The following is a 19,589-nucleotide window of genomic DNA, read 5'->3' as shown; positions in this document are numbered from 1 at the left end:
CCCAGCGCTACAGCGATTTACGGAAGGTTTCAGCCGTCTGCAGGAAGATGTCGTTGGCCTCCGGCTCACCGACCGTGACGCGGACACCCTCGCCCGCGAAGGGGCGGATGATCACGCCGGCCTGTTCGCAGGCCGCCGCGAAGTCCGTCGTGCGGTCGCCGAGGCGCAGCCAGACGAAGTTGGCCTGGGTTTCCGGCACCGTCCAGCCCTGGTCGCGGAGCCGGCGGAAGACGCGGGTGCGCTCGGCGACGAGCGCGTCGACGCGTTGCAGCAGGGCGTCCTCGCTGCGCAGCGAGGCGACGGCCGCGTCCTGGGCGAGCTGGCTGACGCCGAACGGCACGGCCGTCTTGCGCAGGGCCGCCGCGACCGGCTCGTGCGCGACGGCGAAGCCGACGCGCAGCCCGGCGAGCCCGTACGCCTTGGAGAAGGTGCGCAGCACGCACACGTTGGGGCGGTCGCGGTAGAGCCGGAGGCCGTCGACGACGCGGTCGTCCCGCACGAACTCGCGGTACGCCTCGTCGAGGACGACGAGGACGTCGCGGGGGACGCGGTCGAGGAAGCGTTCCAGGTCGGCGCCGGGGATGGCGACGCCGGTGGGGTTGTTGGGGTTGCAGACGAAGACGAGGCGGGTGCGGTCGGTGACCGCGTCCGCCATGGCGTCCAGGTCGTGCTCCTCGCCCTCGGTCAGCGGCACCCGTACGGAGGTGGCGCCGGAGATCTGGGTGATGATCGGGTACGCCTCGAAGGACCGCCACGCGTACACCACCTCGTCTCCCGGGCCCGCCGTGGCCTGCAGCAACTGCTGTGCCACACCGACCGATCCAGTGCCGGTGGCCACGTGTTCGACGGGCACCTCGAAACGGTCGGCCAGCTCGTTGAGCAGGGCGGCGCAAGCCATGTCGGGGTAGCGGTTGAAGGAGCCGGCGGCGCCGGTCACGGACTCGAGGACGCCGGGCAGCGGCGGGAAGGGGTTCTCGTTGGAGGACAGCTTGTACGCGGTGGGGCCGTCACCGGTGTTCCGCTTGCCGGGCTTGTAGGAGGGCATGCCGTCCAGCGCGGCGCGGAGCTTCGGAATGTTCTCGGACATGTGGCTGCCTCCTCGGATCGGTCGAATACTGCACACCTTAAGAGGATTCACGGGCGTGGAGGGGGTGCGTTCGCCCACAACTGTGCGCCGGTGGCGTGCGCCGTGGCGCGCATCGCTCGTCAAGGTGAGTTGTGACCCGTTCGAAACCTGGCTGATTCTGCGGGTGCAACTGGCCCCATCTGGGATGATCCGCTCAGCGAACAGGACAACTACCGGAAAATCCAAGGCCGTTAGGGCATGTGTGTCATGCAGAATCGTGCCTGCCCACCTTTGCTTGTACGTCCCCGCGAACACACTCCTGCGGGCCTACGATCGGGTCGCCATGACAGCAGCAGAGAAGCATCAGGTGAGCCGGACAGCCGCCAACCCCCCGGCGGGGAGTCGGCTGAACGGGCGAGCGGGCATCCGTGACGTTGCCGCCGCCGCCGGTGTCTCCATCACGACTGTCTCCGACGCGCTCAACGGCAAAGGGCGGCTGCCCGACGCCACGCGCAGTCATGTCCGCGCGGTGGCCGAGCGGCTGGGATACCGGCCGTCCGCCGCCGCGCGCACGCTGCGCACAGGCAAGTCCGGACTCATCGGGCTCACGGTCACCACGTACGGCGAAGAACCGTTCACCTTCACGGAGTTCGCCTATTTCGCCGAGATGGCGCGCGCCGCCACCTCGGCCGCGCTCGCGCGCGGGTACGCGCTGGTCATCCTGCCCGCGACCTCGCGGCACAGCGCTTTCGACATCTGGTCGAACGTGGCCCTTGACGGCACCGTCGTCATCGACCCGTCCGACCACGACCCGGTCGTGACCGAGCTCGTGCGCTCCGGCATCCCCGTGGTCTCGGACGGGCGGCCGGCGGGTTCGCTGCCGGTGACGGCCTGGGTGGACAACGACCACGAGGCGGCCGTGCGGGGACTCCTCGACCATCTCGCGGAGTCCGGCGCCCGCCGTATCGGGCTGCTGACCGGGACCAGTACGGACACGTACACACGGTTGTCCACCAGCGCGTATCTGGACTGGTGCGAGCGGGTCGGGCAGGACCCGGTGGTCGAGGCGTATCCGGCACACGACCCGTGTGCGGGCGCCGTGGCCGCCGACCGGCTGCTGGCGCGCCCGGACCGGCCGGACGCGGTGTACGGGCTGTTCGACCCGAACGGCACCGACCTGCTCGCCGCCGCCCGCCGGTACGGCATGCGGGTGCCGGACGATCTGCTGCTCGTCTGCTGCAGCGAGTCGACGGTGTACGCGAGCACGGAACCGCCGATCACCACGCTGTCCCTGAAGCCGGGGCGGATCGGGAACACGGTGATCCAGCTGCTGATCGACGCCATCGAGGGGACCGGCAGCGGCCGGCCCGTCGAGCAGGTGATGCCGACGGACCTGATCGTGCGGACGAGTTCGCAGCGGCGGCCCGTACGGACCACGGTCAGTGCGCCGCGTCCGCTGCCGCCCGAGTAGGCTTGGTACGCGGTATGGCTCGCGCACCGGGGCTCAACCGTGGCTCGGGCACCGGGGTTCGGCGCTGGGGTTCAGGCACCGGGGTTCGGCACTGCGGCTCAGGCGGCGGCTCGGGCAGCGTGTCTCAAACGTGCTCCAGGCCGGCACGGGCGCGTCACGCGGAGCGCTCTCGAAACCGATGAAATCGGGACGTTTGGCCGGCCCATCCGGCACTCGAGTCAATTGCCACCCCCCAGGTGCGTCACAAGCCCCGACCAGCATTCCTATGATGGGTGAACGACACCGGGTCCGCCTCCCGACCAGGGCAGCGTCCGGCAGGTGCACGGCAGCGCAAAGTGGTGGAGGGGTCTATGACTCAGGGGGCCGGTCAGGGACCCGACGTGTGGCACGAAGGGGCGAGTGCCGACCCGCTCCGGGCGCGCAACACCCCGCCCGCGCCGCCGCCCGCACAACCTCCCGTACAGCCGACGGGCCCCGTGCAGCCCGCGGCGCACCCGGCCGTGCGGCCGCCCGCGCCCGTAACCCCGCCCGTTCCGCCGCCGCCTGCCCGTCCGGGCACCGGCGTGCCCGGCACCGGCCCCGTGCCCGGCCCGGGTACCGCGCCCGGTCCGCCCGGGGTGGCCGAGCCGGCCCCGGACCCGGACGGGTACACGCCGACGGAGCGCGATCTGCCGGTGATCGGCAGCCGCGCGCCCCTGGGGGAGCGCACGCTCGTGGACACGCCGGCGCCCGAACCGGCGCCCACGCCGGGGGCGCAGGGCGAGGGCCCGCTGTACGTCGTCGGTGACGTGCACGGCTATCTGGACGAGCTGCGTGCCGCGCTGCTCGGCGCCGGGCTGATCGACGCGGACGACCACTGGCAGGCTGGCAACGCGCGGCTGTGGTTCCTCGGTGACTTCACCGACCGGGGCCCGGACGGCATCGGCGTCATCGAGCTGGTGATGAACCTGTCCGCCGAGGCCGCGGCGGCCGGCGGCTACTGCAAGGCCCTGATGGGCAATCACGAGCTGCTGCTCATCGGCGCGAAGCGGTTCGGCGAGACGCCGGTCAACTCCGGCGCGGGCACGGCCTCCTTCCAGGCCGCGTGGCTGCTCAACGGCGGCCAGCGCACCGACATGGAGCGGCTGCAGGACCACCACATCCAGTGGATGTCGCGGCTGGACGCCATGGCGGTCGCCGACGGGCATCTGCTGCTGCACTCGGACGCGACCTGCTATCTCGACTACGGCGACACGATCGAGTCGGTCAACGACGCCATCACCGTGGCCCTCCAGCGGAACGACGCGGAGGAGACCTGGGACCTGTTCCGCAAGTTCACCAAGCGGTTCGCGTTCCGCGAGGAGGGCTCCGGGGCGACCGCCGCGCGCCGGCTCCTGGACACGTTCGGCGGCGAGCGGATCGTGCACGGCCACAGCCCGATCCCGTATCTGCTGGGCGAGGTGGGCAGCGAGGACGACGACAGCGCGCCGAACGTCACCGGGCCGCACGTGTACGCCGACGGGCTCGCGGTCGCGATGGACGGCGGAGTGACCATGGCCGGAAAGCTACTGGTCACCCAACTCCCCCTGGCTGAAAGGCCAGTCGGCGGGCAGATGTAGCTCGGAGGCGTCCCCTGGACTTGTCGGTGCGGGAGTAATTTCCGCAAACACCCTGTCACGCCGCACCAAAGGCGCTCTAACATCGGTCCTGCCGTAGCGAGCTCCCCTCCGTTTCTGCGTCGACAACCGACAGCGCGGCCCTACGGCCCTACGGAGCATCGGGGGATGCACATGAACAGCGCTCCGCAACTGCTGGTCGAGGACCGGCCCGAGTTCGAGCGGGTCCTCGATGAAGCGCTGCGCACCGCACAGCGCCGTCCGGGTGCGACGACCGCCGGACAGCGGCTCAACACCGAACAGCTGCGCACGATGGCCCTGGCCGCCGCCGTGCCCATCGCGGCGTGCGCCGCCGCCGAGTACGAGCATTTCGTGGCCCTGCGCGAGGAGCTGCGGCGGGACGCCAACGCGCCCTCGCCCGCCTCCGGTTCCGGCTCCGCGTCCGCTTCCGGTTCGGCCTCCGGTACGGATCCGGCGGGCGGCGGGCGGGAGGGTGGTGCCGGCGACCGCCGGGAAGCCGGCGCGGCGGGACTCGGCCTCGCGGGCGCGATGACCGCGGGCCTCACCGATACGGCCGGGGCGGGCGTCGTCGCGGTCGTTTCCGTGCTGGCACCGCTGCTGGCCGGGGCCGCCGCCGTCATCTTCCTGCTCGTCGGGTACGCCCTGCACATGCTCACGCCCGAACCGTCCGTGGCAGGTGCCATGCGGAACGCGGGCTGGGCGTTCGCCGTGCTCGCCGCCGCCACCGCCCTGGCCGGGATGGCCGGGCTGCTGCTCACCGCCCTGCGCAACGGGTCGAGTTCGGTGGGCGCGCCGGGGAGTGGTGCGGACGGCGATCCGCACGCCGGCCTCGCGAGCGAGGTCGCGAAGGCGCGGGACGGGTGGCGTACGGCACTGCGCGAACGGGGCGTAGAACCGTTCCTGCGCGAGGCGCTCGCCGACCCGCTGGCGGCTCCGCCCCGGCCCCCGGACCCGTATCTCCCGGACAGCCGCCGCCCGGCGCCGGACGAGCACCGCACCCCGCGGCTCGGCTACTCCCATCCGGACTACTCCAGTCCGGCCAGCAGGGGCCCGGGAGAGACGGACACGACGACCCGCCCGCGCTTCTCCAGCCCCGACTACTCCAGCCCGGACTACGGCGGACCGGAGCACAAGCCGGAGTGACGGCGGGGCCGCCGCGTACGGCACGCTTCCGTACGCCGCGCCCGCGCGCCCCGCTGTGCCGTACGCCCCGCTGTCGTACGCCCCGCCTTCGTACGTACGCCGCGCGCCCCCGCGCCGCCGTCAGCGCACCGGGTCGGTGGTGCCCAACTCGTCGGACGGCGGGTGCGCTTCGAGGTAGCCCGCCACGTCGTCGTCGCGGATGGCCTGCCAGAGCGGGGCAGCCCGCTTCCTGTCGAGCAGCACCACCGACTGCCCGTCGACGGAGTCGAAGCCGCCGAACGGCGCGTTCATGAAGTTCACATGGGAGCCGCGCAGTCCGCGCAGGCTCCAGGCCAGGTCGTACAGTCCCCGGTTGGTGAGCTTGTCGTCCACGCTCACGACGCCGCCGATGGCGTCGAGCAGTCCGCTCATACGGCTCGGGCTGGAGAACGTGTCGCCGCTCAGGACCCGGGTCATCAGGGCGCGCAGGAAGTTCTGCTGCCGCTTGGTGCGGTCGAGGTCGCCGCGCGGCAGGCCCTTGCGCTCCCGTACGTAGGCGAGGGCCTCCGCGCCGTTCATGCGGTGGGTGCCGGCGCGGTAGGCGGGCGCGTCGGCGCGGCCCGGCACGTCGCGCGGGACGGTGATGTCGACGCCGCCGACGGCGTCGGTGAGCGCGCGGAAGCCGTTCCAGTCGATGGCGGCGAGATGGTCGACGCGTACGCCGGTGAGGTCCTGCACTGTACGTACGGCGAGCGCCGGACCGCCCCAGGAGTAGGCGGCGTTGAGCTTCGCCTTGCCGTGCCCGGGGACGTCGACCCAGGTGTCGCGGGCGAGCGAGACGACGGTCGCGTCCTTCCGGTCCGCCGCCAGGTGTAGCAGCATCATCGTGTCGCTGCGCGACGCGCCGGTCTGCCACGCGGGGGCCTCCGCGTCGTCGCCCGTCGTCGGCACATCGGCCCGGGTGTCCACGCCGACCAGCAGGAACGTCTGCCCGCCGGTCGCCTTGGGCTGCTGGTCCGCGGGCAGTTCGGGCAGGGCGTCTGGAATGCGGTCGATGGCGTCGGCGGCGCGGTCCGCGCGCCAGTAGAGATAGCCGGCGCCGGTTCCGGTGAGCAGCAGGACGGCTATGAGGGACCAGAGGAGGACGCGTCTTCGGCGGCGCGGGCGCGGCCGGGCGTGGTGCACGGGGGTGGTTCCGTCGCCGGTTCCGTCTCCGGTTCCGTCGCCCGTTCCGTCTCCGCTTCCGCCGTCCGTTCCGGTTCCGGCGGCGGTGGGCTCGGGTGCGGTGACGGGGACCTCGGGTGCGGTGACGGGGGTCTCGGAGCCCGGATGCGTGTCTGTCATGCGCGCATTGTGCCGCCACATTGGCTTATTCCGGCGCCGAACGGTCGTATCGTGCACGCTTCTTGTCCGGGGAAGACCGTACTCTGCCGGACACATCCGACAACCACAGGTTTCGACAGGCGCGTTACGCCGGCCCAGCCCCCTCCGTCGCCCCCGCCGCCCGCTCCAGCGCCCGTTCGACGTCCGCGACCAGGTCCGCCGCGTCCTCCAGCCCGACCGACAGCCGTACGAACCCCTCCGGCACCGCGTCGCCACCCCAGCGCCCCCGCCGCTCCGCCGTGCTGCGCACGCCGCCGAAGCTGGTCGCGTCGTCGACCAGCCGCAGGGCCGCCAGGAAGCGCTCGCAGAACGCCTTGTCCGGCAGCGTGAACGACACCACGCACCCGAACCGCCGCATCTGCCGCGCCGCCTGCGCGTACGCCGGGTCGCCCGGCCGCCCCGGGTGCCGTACGTCGCGCACCTCAGGCCGTACGCTCAGCGCCTCCGCGAGCGCGAGCGCGCTCTCCGCCTGCCGCCGCGTCCGTACCTCCAGCGTCGCCAGGGAACGGTGCGCGAGCCACGCCTCCATCGGGCCGGGGATCGCACCGACTGTTTTGCGCCACAGCCGTACGTCGGCGGCGAGCCGGGGGTCGCGGCAGGCGACGTAGCCGAGCAGCACGTCGCCGTGCCCGGTCAGCGCCTTGGTGCCGCTGGCGACGGAGAAGTCGGCGCCGAGGGCGAGCGGGCGCTGCCCGAGCGGGGTGGCGAGGGTGTTGTCGACGGCGACGAGGGCGCCGTGTTCGTGCGCGGCGTCGGCGAGGCGTCGGATGTCGCACACGTCGAGGCCGGGGTTGGACGGCGACTCGATCCACAGCAGGCGGGCGCCGTCGAGGGCCGCCAGCTGCGCGTCGCCGGCGGTCGGCGCCGTACGGACCTCGACACCGAAGCCCTCGAGCCGTTCGCGGACGGGGACCAGCAGGTTGTAGCCGTCGGAGGGCAGGACGACGGCGTCGCCGGGGCGGAGCCGGCTGAACAGCACGGCGGAGATCGCGCCCATGCCGGAGGCGAACGCGAGGGTGTGCACAGTGTCGGCGAAGTCGCCGTCCGGCGCCTCCAGTTCGCCGATGGCCCGCTCCAGCGCCGTCCAGGTGGGGTTGCCGTCCCGGCCGTACGAGTACGGCGCGTCCGCCGGATCGCCCGGCAGGTGGTAGTGCGCGGCGAAGACGGGGCCGGGGAGCGGCGCCGCGTACGGCTCCTCCTCGGGCAGTCCGGCCCGTACGACGCGGGTGCCGTCGCCGTCTGCGGTGGCGCTCATACGGGTTCCCTCCAGGTCACGTGGGTGCGCAGGGCGCGGTGCGGGTCACGCCGCGTGCGGTCTCACCGGTTACGCCGGCCGCCGGTCACGCCGCGAGGGCCGCGCGTGCCGCCGCTCCGCACCGTGCACCGTAACCGGAGCCGAACAGCGCCGCGTGCACCAGGAGGTGCTGGAGCTGGTGCAGCGGCACCCGCGCGGCCCGCCCGTCCAGCGGCCGCACCTCCTCGTACGCCGCGAGAATCCGCGTCAGCTGCGGGCAGCCGAACAGCTCCAGCAGCGCCAGATCCGTCTCCGGATGCCCGCCCTGCGCGGCCGGGTCGATCAGGTGGGCGCGGCCCTCGGCGGACCAGTGGACGTTGCCGGACCACAGGTCGCCGTGGATCACGGCGGGCGGCTGCGGCGGACCGGCGACGCGGCCGAGCTCGGCGCAGAGCCGTTCCACGGAGCGCTGGTCGGCGGGCTCGATGGCGCCGTTGTCGACGGCGCGGCGGAGGAACGGCAGCAGCCGGTGCTCGGCGTGGAACGCGGGCCAGTCCTCGGGTGCCGTCACCGGACGCCCGTCGTCGGGCGAGGTCAGCGGCAGCGAACCGAGGTACGCGGCGCGGCCCGGGGTCCCGTACGAGGGGGCCGCCGTCGCGTGCAGGGCGGCGAGGTCGCGGCCGAGGCGTTCGGCCTGCTCGGGGGTGGGCGGTCCGGGGTCGATCCAGCGGAGGACGAGCAGCCCGTCCTCGGCGGCGTACACGCCCGGTACGGGCACGGTGCCGGTGTCGCGGAGCATGCGCAGCCCGGCGGCCTCGGCGGTGAAGAAGTCCGGCGGCGCGCCGGGGAGGGTCTTGGCGAAGACGGTGAAGTGCGGGCCGCCGTTCTGGTGCACGCCCTCGCCCAGTTCGATCTGCCACGCGTCGCAGATCGAGCCGCCGCCCAGGGGAAGGGCGTACGACAGGATTCCGCTGCCGGTGGCCCGGGCCGCCCGCGACCCGACTTCCCTGGCCTGCCTGCGGTCCGCACGCTCCCGCATCGCCCGCCCCTTCAGCCCAGCTTGCCGTCGGGGCCGTCGGGGCCGTCGGGGCCGTCGTGCCCGTCGTGCCCGTCGGTGCCGGTTACGCCCGCCGGTTCGCCGACCGCGTCGCCCACCTCCGCGAGCAGACCGGGCATGGCGGCCTCGATCAGCTCCAGGCAGTCGTCGAAGCCGCGCGCGCCGCCGTAGTACGGGTCGGGCACGTCGAGCGCGGCGCCCCCACGGCCGTACGCCTGCGAACCGCCGCTCGCCTCCGGGCCGTACGAGCGCAGCAGCCGCACCTTCGCCGCCTCCTCCGGCGACGGCGCCATGGCCCGCAGCTCCCGCTGGTGCCCCCGGTCCAGGGCGATCACCAGGTCGCGGTCCGCGAACCAGTCCGCCGTGAACTGCCGCGCCCGGTGCCGCTGCGCGTACCCGGCCGCCGTCAGCACCGCGACCGTACGCGGGTCGGCGGCGTCGCCGGTGTGCCAGCCGCCGGTGCCTGCGCTGTCCACCGTCACGAGGGCGTCGAGACCGGCGTCGACGAGCCGGGCGCGGAAGACGGCCTCGGCCATCGGGGAGCGGCAGATGTTGCCGGTGCACACGAAGCACACGCGGTACGGGCGCGGGGCGCGCGTGCCGTCGGCGGGGCGCGGGGCGGTACCGGGGGCGGTGCGGGGGCGGTCGTCGGCCATGCCGTCCATCATCGGTGACGGCCTCAGTCGTTGTCCGGCAGGATCATGTTCAGTGCCCAGGACACGATCGAGATGATCAGGCCGCCGAGCACCGCCGTACCGAAGCCCTCGACATGGAAGCTCAGGTCCACCTCGTCGGCGAGCCAGGAGGTGAGCAGCAGCATCAGCGCGTTGATCACCAGCGTGAACAGACCGAGGGTGAGGATCAGCACCGGGAGGGCCAGCAGCTTCACGAGCGGCTTGACCACGAAGTTCACGAGGCCGAAGATCAACGCGACGACGATCAGGGTGATCGTCTTGCGCCCCGTGTCCCCCCCGGTCAGGGTGATGTCCTTGAGCAGCCAGATCGCCACGGCCAGCGCACCGGCGTTGGCGAGTGTCTTGATAAGGAAATTGGTCATGTCGCAAGGGTTCCAGAGATCGCTGGAAAGCGGGGGGCAGGGGTGAAGGCATTCCGGCTGGAGGAGCTGGAGGCGCAGCGGGCGGCGAACGACGGCGCGTATCTGCGGTTCCTGCGGGAGCGGCACATGTCGGCCGGGCTGTACGCGCTGGACCGGGGCGAGCAGGACCCGCAGCAGCCGCACGCGCAGGACGAGGTGTACCTGGTGGTGAGCGGCCGCGGCTCGCTCACGGTGGGGGACGAGACGACGCAGGTCGCGCGGGGCAGCGTGGTGTACGTGCCTGCGGGGGCGCCGCACCGCTTCCACCACATCAGCGAGGACCTGCGGGTGATGGTGGTGTTCGCGCCGCCGGAGCGGTGACGCGGGCGCTCCTCGGGGGCGGCTGAGGTGCGGCCGGGGTGCAGCTGAGGTGCGGCCGCGGGACAGGGCGGACGACCGGGATCAGGGTTGCGTAGGGGTACGGTCAGGGACGAACCGGGGCTGAGCGCTCTCCCGCCCGCCCAACCGGCGCTTTAGCATCGAGGGCAGAACGGATGCCCGTGCCGCCGCGCGTGACGGACCTTCGCACACGCGGCGGCACACACCAGCACGACGGGAGCTCTCATGGCCGTAAAAGAAGTCTTCGCCACGATGCCGTGGTGGGTGAAATGGGTCGCCGTGCCACTGGTCGTGCTCGTCGTCTTCGGCAGCATGATCGCCAGCGTCGTCGGCTTCCTCATCGGTCTGCTCTTCAAGGTGCTCATCGTGGTCGCCGTGATAGGCGGGCTGATCTACGCCGTACGCCGGTTCACTTCGGCTTCCTCCTCTTCCCGCGGCGACTGGTGACGGGGGCGGCCGGCGCCGTACCCGCCCCCGCTTGCCCCGCCGGAGCGGTCTGGCCCGTCTGGCCCGGCCGGCCCGGCTGACCCGCCGGAGCCACGCCGGCCGGCTGACCGACAGCGCCCCGGTGCCGGTCAGCCGACACCACCAGGGCCGCCAGCAGTGTCGTCAGCGGCACCGAGGCGACCAGCCCGATGGAGCCGACCAGCGTCCGTACGATCTCCTGCGCGACCAGTTCGCTGCCCGCGACCGTGCCGACGCTGCTCTCCGCGATCGTGAACAGCAGCAGCAGCGGCAGCGCCGCACCCGCGTACGCGAGCACCAGCGTGTTCACCACCGACGCGATGTGGTCCCGCCCGATGCGCATGGCGGCGCTGTACAGCGTGCGCCGGCTGGCCGTCGGATCGGCCTGCTTCAGCTCCCACACGGCCGACGTCTGTGTGACCGTCACGTCGTCCAGCACACCGAGCGACCCGATCAGTACGCCCGCCAGCAGCAGCCCCTGGATCTCGATGTCCGGGTAGAGGCCGTGTACGAGGCCGGTCTGGTCGTCCGTGTTGCCCGTGAGCTCCGCCCAGCCGATGAACAGCGAGCCGAGCAGCCCGATCAGTAGCAGCGACGACAGCGTGCCCAGCGCCGCGACGGACGTGCGCGCCGACAGCCCGTGGCACAGGTACAGCGTCGCCAGCATGATCGCGCTGCCCCCGACGACCGCCACCACCAGCGGATTCGAGCCTTCGAGTATCGCGGGCAGGATGAACAGCGTAAGCACCCCGAAGCTCACCGCGAGACCGACCAGCGCCAGCACCCCGCGCAACCGTCCGACCAGCACCACCACCAGCGCGAAGATCCCGGCGAGCAGCAGCATCGGGAACGTACGGTCCACGTCGATCACGCTGTACTGCAGATCGCGCGGTGCCTTCTCGGCGTACGCGACGACCACGTCCTGGCCCGTGCTGTAGGTGCGGGTGGCGTCCGGAGTGACGATCTCCGTGAACGTGTGCCCCTTGTCCTTGCCGCTCGTCACCTCCACGGTCGCCTTCTGGCAGGGGCGCTTGCCGCCCTGGTTCTGACCGGGCTGGCCCTGCGGCTCCTGGCCGGGCGGGGGCTGCTGCGGCTGGGCGTTGACGTCCTCGCAGTCCACCTCCTTCACGGCGGTGACGCGCGCGTCGAACGTCGGACGGTCGAAGCCGACACCGCTCGGCCCGCCGCTGTGCTGCGCGTCGCCGGGCCACAGCACGAGCATGCCGACGGCGACGGCGGTGGCGAACGGGATGAGGACGGCCGCGATGACCTTGCGCAGATGGCGGGAGACGGGGGCGGCGGGGCCGCCGTGGGAGTGGCCGTGCCCGCCGTGGCCGCCGGGGCCGTGACCGGAGCCGTGGCCGCCGCCGGGACCGTGACCGCCCTGGCCGCCTTGGCCGCCCTGGCTTCCCTGGCCGCCTTGGCCGCCCCGGCCGTGCGTGCCGTACGGCGGTGGCTGGGGCGGTGGGTGGTCGGGGGGGACGGAGGTGGTGCGCGGAGGGTGTGCCGTTTCGTCATAGTGTTTTTTAGAAAGATACTGTGAGCAATCAGATATACACCTAAGCCTTCGTCGGGTGCGTCAGAGGTGTATAAGGGACAGCAATTAGGCTCTGCCCATGACAGCGGACACGGCGGGCCCGCGGGCGGGTGATCGCGGCGGCCCCCACGGCACCGGCCGGCCCGGCACAGACCGGCACGGCCCGGCCCGTAACGGCGCCGGGGCCCGGCGTAGCGGCGGCTCCCGGCGCACGGGGTGGGCGCCCGGGGACCAGATCCTGTGGCGGTACCGCGCCAACGGCCCGGTGCACACCGGCGTTCCGCACATCTGCCGCCCCGTGACCGTCGTCCAGGACACCCCCGAGCTGCTCGCCGTCTGGATGGCCCCGGGCACCGTCTGCGTCAAGCCGCAGCTCGCGGACGGGACGGACGTACACCGCGAGCCGCTGGCCACCCGCTACACGAAGCCGCGCACGACGGCGCTCTCCCGGTGGTTCGGGACGGGCGTGCTGAAGCTGGCGCGCCCCGGCGACGCGTGGTCGGTGTGGCTGTTCTGGGACCGCGGCTGGCGTTTCAAGAACTTCTACGTGAACCTGGAAGAGCCCCGGCACCGCTGGGCCGGCGGCATCGATTCCGAGGATCACTTCCTCGACATCGCGGTCTATCCCGACCGGCACTGGGAGTGGCGGGACGAGGACGAGTTCGCGGAGGCACAGCGCGCCGGGCTGCTGGACCGGGAGCAGGCGCGGCGGGTACGGGAAGCGGGGCACGCCGCAGTGGAGGAGATCCGGGACTGGGGATCGCCGTACGCTGACGGCTGGGAGCGCTGGCGCCCGGACCCGCGCTGGCCGGTGCCGGCGCTGCCGGAGGACTGGGACCGCCCGCCGGTGCCGGCGGAAGCGCCCGTACGGCACGCACAGAACGGAACGTCCGTGCGGAACGCAGGTAAAACACCATGAGGTACCTCCGACGATCACAGCCGGGCGACAACCTCCGTGCACCCCTTGATGCGCCCCCCGGTCGCAACCGTAGGATCAAGCTCCGGAATAGCGAAGCTGCTGCGCAACTCCCTTCCCCAGCAGGGGACTTGGCACATGGCCGGAGAGGAGCCTCCACATGAGCAGCACCGACGGACAGGGAGCCTACGACGGCTTCGACCGGTCGGAGATGGACCGCAGCGGCCAGGCCGAGGCGTTCGACATGATCGGGGACCGCTACGACGAGGCCTTTCCGCACAAGGAGGGCCAGCTCGCGGCGGGCGCCTGGCTGGCGGCGGAGCTGCCCTCGGGTTCACGTGTGCTCGACCTCGGCTGCGGTACGGGCCTGCCCACGGCGAAGCAGCTGTTCGACGCGGGACACCAGGTCGTCGGCACGGACCTGTCGCCGGGGATGCTGAAGCTGGCGCGGGAGAACGTGCCGGGTGCCGAGTTCCACCGGGTCGACATCGCCGACATGGAACGGCAGGCGCTGGGCCCTTTCGACGGTGTCGCCGCCTTCTTCTCGCTGCTGATGCTGCCGCGCGCGGAGCTCCCGTACGCGCTGCGCATGCTGCACGGGCAGTTGCGGGAGGGAGGCCTGATGGCGCTGGGGATGGTGGAAGCGGATGTGAACGATTTCTCGATACCGTTCCTGGGTAACACGATCCGGGTATCCGGCTATCTCAGGGAAGATCTGCGCCGGATCGTACGCGACACCGGGTTCGAAATCGTCGGGGAGGACGCGTATGCCTTCGCCCCGGCCAGCACGGAAGTACCCCCCGAGATACAGCTCTTCCTGCATTGCCGACGGCGTCCCTAGCCCCACTGGCCCGCGAGCAGCAAGCTCAGGGCGCGCCCGACGCGCAGCCCCGGACGGATGGAAACCCAACGCGTGACGGAGCACGAATCGCCTGCGGCGAGCAGAGCCGAGCCGCCGGACCCGCCGACAGGCCCGCCCGCCGGCCACTCCGCGGTCACCCCCGCGGCCGGCCGGGCGGACAGTGACGTGCCACTGACCGGTGGCGCGGCGGAGCGGCCTGCGCCGGGCCGCGAGGACACGGCGTACCGCGAGGAGACGGCGCACGCCGCCGTGCCCGACCCGCGCGAGCAGGGGGCCTCTCCCGTGCGCGGCAACGGGAGGCGCCGCGGGCCCGATGCCGTGAGTGACGCGAGTGGCGTGAGCGGCACGGGCGACGCGAGTGACGCGTCCGGACCGGCCGGTACGGGCGGTACGGGCGGCAGCACCGGCTCCGGCGCGGAGAGCACGCCGGCGGACGCCACCGGCGGCGGCGCGGCCTCCGGCGCCAAGGGCGCCGGCGCGAAGTCGCCGCGCGGCAAGCGCGCCGGGGCGAAGCGCCCCGCCGCGGCACGGGCCCAGGCCGCGGCGGAGGACCGTACGGCCGCCGGCGCGACCAGCAGGCGCCGCCCCGAGGACCCCGCCGACCCGGACCGGAACGCCGCAAGGGGCGCGGCACGGCGGCGTACGTCCGGCACGGTCGCGCCGGACCCCGCCCCGGAGACCGCGGCACCCGCACCCGCAGCAGCCCCGGCACCCGCGGCCGCGACCGCCGAGGACGGCGAGACCGCCGAACGGGAGCGCCGCGGCGGGGACCGGCTGCGCTTCGTCGGCGCCGCCACACGGCGCATCGCGCGCGGCGTCGACCTCGACGAGACCGTGCTCGGCCTGTGCCGGGCCAGCGTGCCCGCATACTCCGACGCCATCCTCGTCTACCTGCGCGACCCGCTGCCCGTCGGCGACGAGCGCCCCTCCAGCCCGTTCGTCCTGCGGCTGCGGCGCAGCGACCGGATCCCGGAGGCACAGCATCCGGAGAGCGGGCTGCCGTTCGTGCTCGGCCCGCCGGACGCCGCGGCGGAGGGCGCCGCCGAGCACACGCGCGTACAGCCGGGCGGGCCGCTGGCCGAGGTGCTGCGCGGCGTACGGCCCGTGTTCGCCGACGCCGACTCCGCCAGCGCCGCGCTCCCCGAACTGCTGGGCGCGGGCTGCACCATCCCGGACGGCTACCGCGCCGTCCTCGCCCCGCTGCGCGGGCGGCGCCGCGTGATCGGCGCGGCAGTGTTCCTGCGCCGCGCGGAGCGGCCCGCCTTCGAACCGGACGACCTGCTCGTCGCGGCCCAGCTCGCCACGCACACGGCGCTGGGCGTGGACAAGGCGGTGCTGTATGGGCGTGAGGCGTACATCGCGGACGAGCTCCAGCGCACCATGCTCCCGGACGCCCTGCCGCAGCCGACCGGCTGCACGCTGGCCAGCCGCTATCTGCCCGCGGCGGAGACGGCGCGGGTCGGCGGCGACTGGTACGACGCGATCCCGCTGCCCGGCAGCCGGGTCGCGCTGGTCGTCGGTGACGTGATGGGGCACTCGATGACCTCGGCCGCGATCATGGGCCAGCTGCGTACGACGGCCCAGACGCTCGCCGGGCTCGACCTGCCGCCGCAGGAGGTGCTGCACCACCTCGACGAGCAGGCCCAGCGGCTCGGCAGCGACCGCATGGCCACCTGCCTGTACGCGGTCTACGACCCCGTGGCGCACCGGCTGCTGGTCGCGAACGCCGGGCACCCGCCGCCCGTGATGCTGCACCGGGACGGGCGCGCCGAGGTGCTGCGGATACCGGCGGGCGCGCCGATCGGCGTCGGCGGCGTCGACTTCGAGGCCGTCGAGCTGGACGCGCCGGAGGGCGCCACCCTGCTGCTGTACACGGACGGGCTGGTCGAGTCGCGCGTACGCGACGTGTGGACCGGCATCGACTTCCTGCGCGAGAAGCTCGCCGACACGGCCCGGCTGACCCGGCCGGGCACGGCGCCGCCGCTGGAGCCGCTGTGCGACGAGGTGCTGGACATCCTCGGGCCCGGCGACCGCGACGACGACATCGCGCTGCTCGCCGCCCGCTTCGACGGGATAACGCCCAGCGACGTCGCGTACTGGTATCTGGACCCGCGTGCCCAGACCGCCGGGCAGGCGCGGCGGCTGGCCCGCCGGGCGCTGGCCCGCCGGGCGCTGGCGCGCTGGGACCTGGAGGAGCTGTCCGACGCGGTCGAGCTGCTGGTGAGCGAGGTCGTGACGAACGCGGTGCGGTACGCCGAGCGCCCGATCACACTGCGCCTGCTGCGTACGGACATGCTGCGCTGCGAGGTCGGCGACGACGTGCCGCAGCTGCCACGGCTGCGGCAGGCGCGCGCGACGGACGAGGGCGGGCGCGGGCTGTACCTCGTCAACCGGATAGCGCGGCGCTGGGGCGCGACCCGGCTGTCGACGGGCAAGGTGGTCTGGTTCGAACTCCCGCTGCCGTGACGGGCGTACGGGCGCCGTAGCGGCCCTTCAGCGGCCCTCACACGCGTACGGGGGCGGCACCGGTGCATCACGCACCTGTGCCGCCCCCGCGCACGTACGGCGCTCGCGCCGGGCGTACGGGACGGGCCTCAGCCCTCCAGCGCCGCCTCGGCCTCCAGGGTGGTGCCGACGGCCTGGAGCACGGACGCGATCTTGAACGCCTCCTGGACCGTCTCCCGGTCGACGCCCGCCTTGCGCAGCACCTGCTCGTGCGAGTCGAGGCACTGGCCGCAGCCGTTGACCGCCGAGACGGCGAGGGACCACAGCTCGAAGTCCACCTTCTCGACTCCGGGGTTACCGATGATGTTCATCCGCAGGCCCGCGCGGAGCGTGCCGTACTCCGGGTCGGAGAGGAGGTGCCGGGTGCGGTAGAAGACGTTGTTCATCGCCATGACCGCGGCGGCGGACTTCGCAGCCGTGTACGCCTCGGCCGACAGCTCCTCCTTCGCCTGCGGCTCGAGCGCGCGCAGCACGATCGGGGAGCGGACGGCGATCGCGCACGCGAGCACCGTGCCCCAGAGCTGCTGGCGCGGCAGCTCGGAATTCCCGATCACGGAGCCGAGGTTGAGCTTGAGGTCCTTCGCGTAGGCCGGCAGGGCCGACTTGAGGTCGTCGAGCGCCACCTCACTCACCGGCCAGCAGCTTGACCGGGTCGAGGGTCTGCTCGCCCTGCGTCCAGTTGCACGGGCACAGCTCGTCGGTCTGCAGCGCGTCCAGCACCCGCAGCACCTCCTTGGGGTTACGGCCGACGGAGCCGGCGGTCACCATCGTGAACTGGATCTCGTTGTTCTGGTCGACGATGAAGACGGCGCGCTGCGCGTAGCCGTCCTCGCCCTCGACGCCGCAGTCCCGCATCAGCTCGTGGCGCGGGTCGGCCAGCATCGGGAACGGCAGGTCGCGCAGGTCGTCGTGGTCCTTGCGCCACGCGTGGTGGACGAACTCGCTGTCGCCGGAGGCCCCGAGGATCTGCGCGTCGCGGTCGGCGAACTCGTCGTTCAACCTGCCGAAGGCGGCGATCTCGGTGGGGCAGACGAAGGTGAAGTCCTTGGGCCAGAAGAAGACGACCTTCCACTTGCCCTCGTACGTCTTGTGGTTGATCTGCTCGAACTCGCGGCCGCTCTCCAGCGACACGCAGGCGGTCAGATCGAACTCGGGGAACTTGTCACCGACAGTGAGCACTTGCTCTCCTTGTGCATGGGAAATAGCCCCTTTTTCTGGTTTTTGGGGGGCGTTCCCGGGGGTTGGACGAGCACCACAGTGCCACAGCCGCCGTTGATCACCGTAAACGGGTCACCGTTATCCGGACACCCGCCGGAGTTATACAGATTTTAAGGTTAGACCCCATCCAGGTGCTTGCCGACGTGTCGGCGGAGCGTTCTCCTGGGAGGAGCGATATCCCGGACCTGTATCTCAACCTCGCAGCGGGAGGCGCTTCCAGATGACCGAGCACACGACGAACAACGCCGGCATCCCGGTGGAGAGCGACGAGCACTCGCTCACCGTCGGCTCTGACGGGCCGATCCTTCTCCAGGACCACTACCTCATCGAGAAGATGGCCCAGTTCAACCGGGAACGGGTGCCGGAACGGGTGGTCCACGCCAAGGGCGGCGGCGCGTACGGCACCTTCGAGGTGACGAACGACGTCAGCCAGTTCACCAAGGCGGACCTCTTCCAGCCCGGCAAGCGGACCGGGATGCTGGCCCGCTTCTCGACGGTCGCCGGGGAGCAGGGCAGTCCGGACACGTGGCGCGACCCGCGCGGCTTCGCGCTGAAGTTCTACACGGAGCACGGGAATTACGACCTGGTCGGGAACAACACCCCGATCTTCTTCGTGCGGGACCCGATCAAGTTCCAGGACTTCATCCGCAGCCAGAAGCGCCGTCCGGACAGCGGACTCCGCGACAACGACATGCAGTGGGACTTCTGGACCCTGTCCCCCGAGTCCGCGCACATGGTCACGTGGCTGATGGGCGACCGCGGCGTCCCCCGTACGTGGCGCCACATGAACGGCTACGGCTCGCACACGTACCTGTGGGTGAACGGCGGCGGCGAGAAGTTCTGGGTCAAGTACCACATCAAGACCGACCAGGGCATCGACTTCCTCACCCAGACCGAGGCCGACGACCTCGCCGGCGCCGACGGCGACTACCACCGCCGCGACCTGTACGAGGCGATCCGGCTCGGCGAGGCCCCGAGCTGGACGATGCACGTGCAGGTCATGCCGTTCGCGGACGCCCCGGACTACCGCTTCAACCCGTTCGACCTGACCAAGGTGTGGCCGCACGGCGACTACCCGCTGATCGAGGTCGGCCGGATGACGCTGGACCGGAACCCGGAGGACTTCTTCATCCACATCGAGCAGGCGGCGTTCGAGCCCGCGAACCTGGTGCCGGGCATCGGCCCGTCCCCGGACAAGATGCTGCTGGGCCGGCTCCACTCGTACCCGGACACCCACCGGTACCGGATCGGCCCCAACTACGCGCAGCTGCCGCCAAACCGGCCGCAGGTGCCGGTGCGTTCGTACGCCAAGGACGGCCCGATGCGGTACGAGCCGTCGCACACGGCACGCCCGTACGCGCCCAACTCGTACGGCGGTCCCGCCGCCGACACCGCCCGCTTCGGCGAGCCCGCGGGCTGGGCCACGGAGGGCGAGATGGTGCGCGAGGCGTACAAGCCGCGGCGTGACGACGACGACTGGGGCCAGGCGGGCACGATGGTCCGCCAGGTGCTGGACGACGCCGCGCGCGAGCGGCTCGTCGGCAACGTCTCCGGGCATCTGCTGGGCGGCGTGAGCCGGCCGGTGCTGGACCGCGCGCTGCAGTACTGGCGGAACATCGACAAGGACCTCGGCGACCGGATCGCCACCACGGTGGAGGAGGGCGCCGAGCGGCCGCGCTGACCCCCGCGCGCACCCCGAACT

Annotated in this window: 18 protein-coding genes; 9 read left to right on the top strand and 9 right to left on the bottom strand. The window is 72.5% G+C overall.

Annotated elements, in window-relative coordinates:
• Positions 1–7 precede the first annotated feature (7 nt).
• Entirely contained in the window at positions 8–1,087 is a 1,080-nt protein-coding gene (hisC, locus tag DVA86_RS29615) for a histidinol-phosphate transaminase (protein ID WP_208882932.1), read from the bottom strand.
• Positions 1,088–1,409: 322 nt separating this feature from the next.
• Between hisC and DVA86_RS29610 the strand changes: the two genes are divergently transcribed.
• From DVA86_RS29610 to DVA86_RS29600, 3 genes are all read left to right on the top strand, one after another.
• A complete protein-coding gene (locus DVA86_RS29610; protein WP_208882931.1) occupies positions 1,410–2,537 on the top strand; it encodes a LacI family DNA-binding transcriptional regulator in 1,128 nt (375 codons plus the stop codon).
• Positions 2,538–2,887: 350 nt separating this feature from the next.
• Positions 2,888–4,135: a metallophosphoesterase gene (locus tag DVA86_RS29605; protein ID WP_208882929.1), complete on the top strand. Its 1,248-nt coding sequence runs from the start codon at positions 2,888–2,890 to the stop codon at positions 4,133–4,135.
• Positions 4,136–4,306: 171 nt separating this feature from the next.
• The gene (locus tag DVA86_RS29600) at positions 4,307–5,296 is read left to right on the top strand and encodes a hypothetical protein (protein WP_425470944.1); all 990 of its coding nucleotides are present in this window, start codon (positions 4,307–4,309) and stop codon (positions 5,294–5,296) included.
• A 120-nt stretch (positions 5,297–5,416) separates the two neighbouring features.
• Here the strand turns inward: DVA86_RS29600 and DVA86_RS29595 are convergent, their stop codons facing one another.
• The 5 genes from DVA86_RS29595 to DVA86_RS29575 form a co-directional block, all read right to left on the bottom strand.
• A complete protein-coding gene (locus tag DVA86_RS29595; RefSeq protein WP_208882925.1) occupies positions 5,417–6,619 on the bottom strand; it encodes an LCP family protein in 1,203 nt (400 codons plus the stop codon).
• Between the two features lie 124 nt (positions 6,620–6,743).
• A complete protein-coding gene (locus tag DVA86_RS29590) occupies positions 6,744–7,913 on the bottom strand; it encodes a cystathionine gamma-lyase (RefSeq protein ID WP_208882923.1) in 1,170 nt (389 codons plus the stop codon).
• Between the two features lie 85 nt (positions 7,914–7,998).
• On the bottom strand, positions 7,999–8,931 hold the full coding sequence (locus tag DVA86_RS29585; RefSeq protein WP_208882921.1) for a fructosamine kinase family protein: 933 nt from the start codon (positions 8,929–8,931) through the stop codon (positions 7,999–8,001).
• Between the two features lie 11 nt (positions 8,932–8,942).
• Entirely contained in the window at positions 8,943–9,485 is a 543-nt protein-coding gene (locus DVA86_RS29580) for a low molecular weight protein-tyrosine-phosphatase (protein WP_245997777.1), read from the bottom strand.
• A 143-nt stretch (positions 9,486–9,628) separates the two neighbouring features.
• Complete coding sequence (locus DVA86_RS29575) at positions 9,629–10,006, bottom strand: phage holin family protein (RefSeq protein ID WP_208882917.1); 378 nt, start codon at positions 10,004–10,006, stop codon at positions 9,629–9,631.
• 42 nt (positions 10,007–10,048) lie between these two features.
• Here DVA86_RS29575 and DVA86_RS29570 point away from each other — a divergent pair, with 42 nt between their 5' ends.
• Together DVA86_RS29570 and DVA86_RS29565 are read left to right on the top strand one after the other, a co-directional pair.
• The gene (locus tag DVA86_RS29570) at positions 10,049–10,366 is read left to right on the top strand and encodes a cupin domain-containing protein (protein ID WP_208882915.1); all 318 of its coding nucleotides are present in this window, start codon (positions 10,049–10,051) and stop codon (positions 10,364–10,366) included.
• A gap of 243 nt (positions 10,367–10,609) precedes the next feature.
• Entirely contained in the window at positions 10,610–10,831 is a 222-nt protein-coding gene (locus tag DVA86_RS29565) for a DUF5326 family protein (protein WP_208882914.1), read from the top strand.
• On the opposite strand, the gene DVA86_RS29560 is transcribed toward DVA86_RS29565, so the two are convergent.
• On the bottom strand, positions 10,794–12,071 hold the full coding sequence (locus tag DVA86_RS29560) for a YibE/F family protein (RefSeq protein WP_425470943.1): 1,278 nt from the start codon (positions 12,069–12,071) through the stop codon (positions 10,794–10,796). The genes DVA86_RS29565 and DVA86_RS29560 overlap by 38 nt on opposite strands.
• 394 nt (positions 12,072–12,465) lie before the next feature.
• Between DVA86_RS29560 and fomD the strand changes: the two genes are divergently transcribed.
• The 3 genes from fomD to DVA86_RS29545 all read left to right on the top strand — a co-directional run bounded on the left by fomD (position 12,466) and on the right by DVA86_RS29545 (position 16,630).
• Positions 12,466–13,305 (top strand): cytidylyl-2-hydroxypropylphosphonate hydrolase, encoded by an 840-nt coding sequence (fomD, locus tag DVA86_RS29555; protein WP_208882912.1) that lies wholly within the window; start codon positions 12,466–12,468, stop codon positions 13,303–13,305.
• Positions 13,306–13,462: 157 nt separating this feature from the next.
• Positions 13,463–14,143 carry a class I SAM-dependent DNA methyltransferase gene (locus DVA86_RS29550; RefSeq protein WP_208882910.1) on the top strand — a complete coding sequence of 227 codons (681 nt, stop codon included), beginning with the start codon at positions 13,463–13,465 and terminating at the stop codon, positions 14,141–14,143.
• Positions 14,144–14,215: 72 nt separating this feature from the next.
• Positions 14,216–16,630: a SpoIIE family protein phosphatase gene (locus DVA86_RS29545; RefSeq protein WP_425470942.1), complete on the top strand. Its 2,415-nt coding sequence runs from the start codon at positions 14,216–14,218 to the stop codon at positions 16,628–16,630.
• Positions 16,631–16,758: 128 nt separating this feature from the next.
• Here the strand turns inward: DVA86_RS29545 and DVA86_RS29540 are convergent, their stop codons facing one another.
• Together DVA86_RS29540 and DVA86_RS29535 are read right to left on the bottom strand one after the other, a co-directional pair.
• Complete coding sequence (locus DVA86_RS29540) at positions 16,759–17,292, bottom strand: alkyl hydroperoxide reductase (protein ID WP_208885332.1); 534 nt, start codon at positions 17,290–17,292, stop codon at positions 16,759–16,761.
• Between the two features lies 1 nt (position 17,293).
• Complete coding sequence (locus tag DVA86_RS29535) at positions 17,294–17,848, bottom strand: peroxiredoxin (protein ID WP_208882906.1); 555 nt, start codon at positions 17,846–17,848, stop codon at positions 17,294–17,296.
• A 259-nt stretch (positions 17,849–18,107) separates the two neighbouring features.
• Between DVA86_RS29535 and DVA86_RS29530 the strand changes: the two genes are divergently transcribed.
• Positions 18,108–19,568 (top strand): catalase, encoded by a 1,461-nt coding sequence (locus DVA86_RS29530; protein ID WP_208882904.1) that lies wholly within the window; start codon positions 18,108–18,110, stop codon positions 19,566–19,568.
• The last annotated feature ends 21 nt before the right edge of the window (positions 19,569–19,589 follow it).

Origin of the sequence: Streptomyces armeniacus, assembly GCF_003355155.1 — a bacterium.
GTDB lineage: Bacteria > Actinomycetota > Actinomycetes > Streptomycetales > Streptomycetaceae > Streptomyces > Streptomyces armeniacus.
The sequence above is the reverse complement of the archived record's forward strand: the minus strand, read 5'-3'. Positions and strand labels throughout refer to the sequence as shown.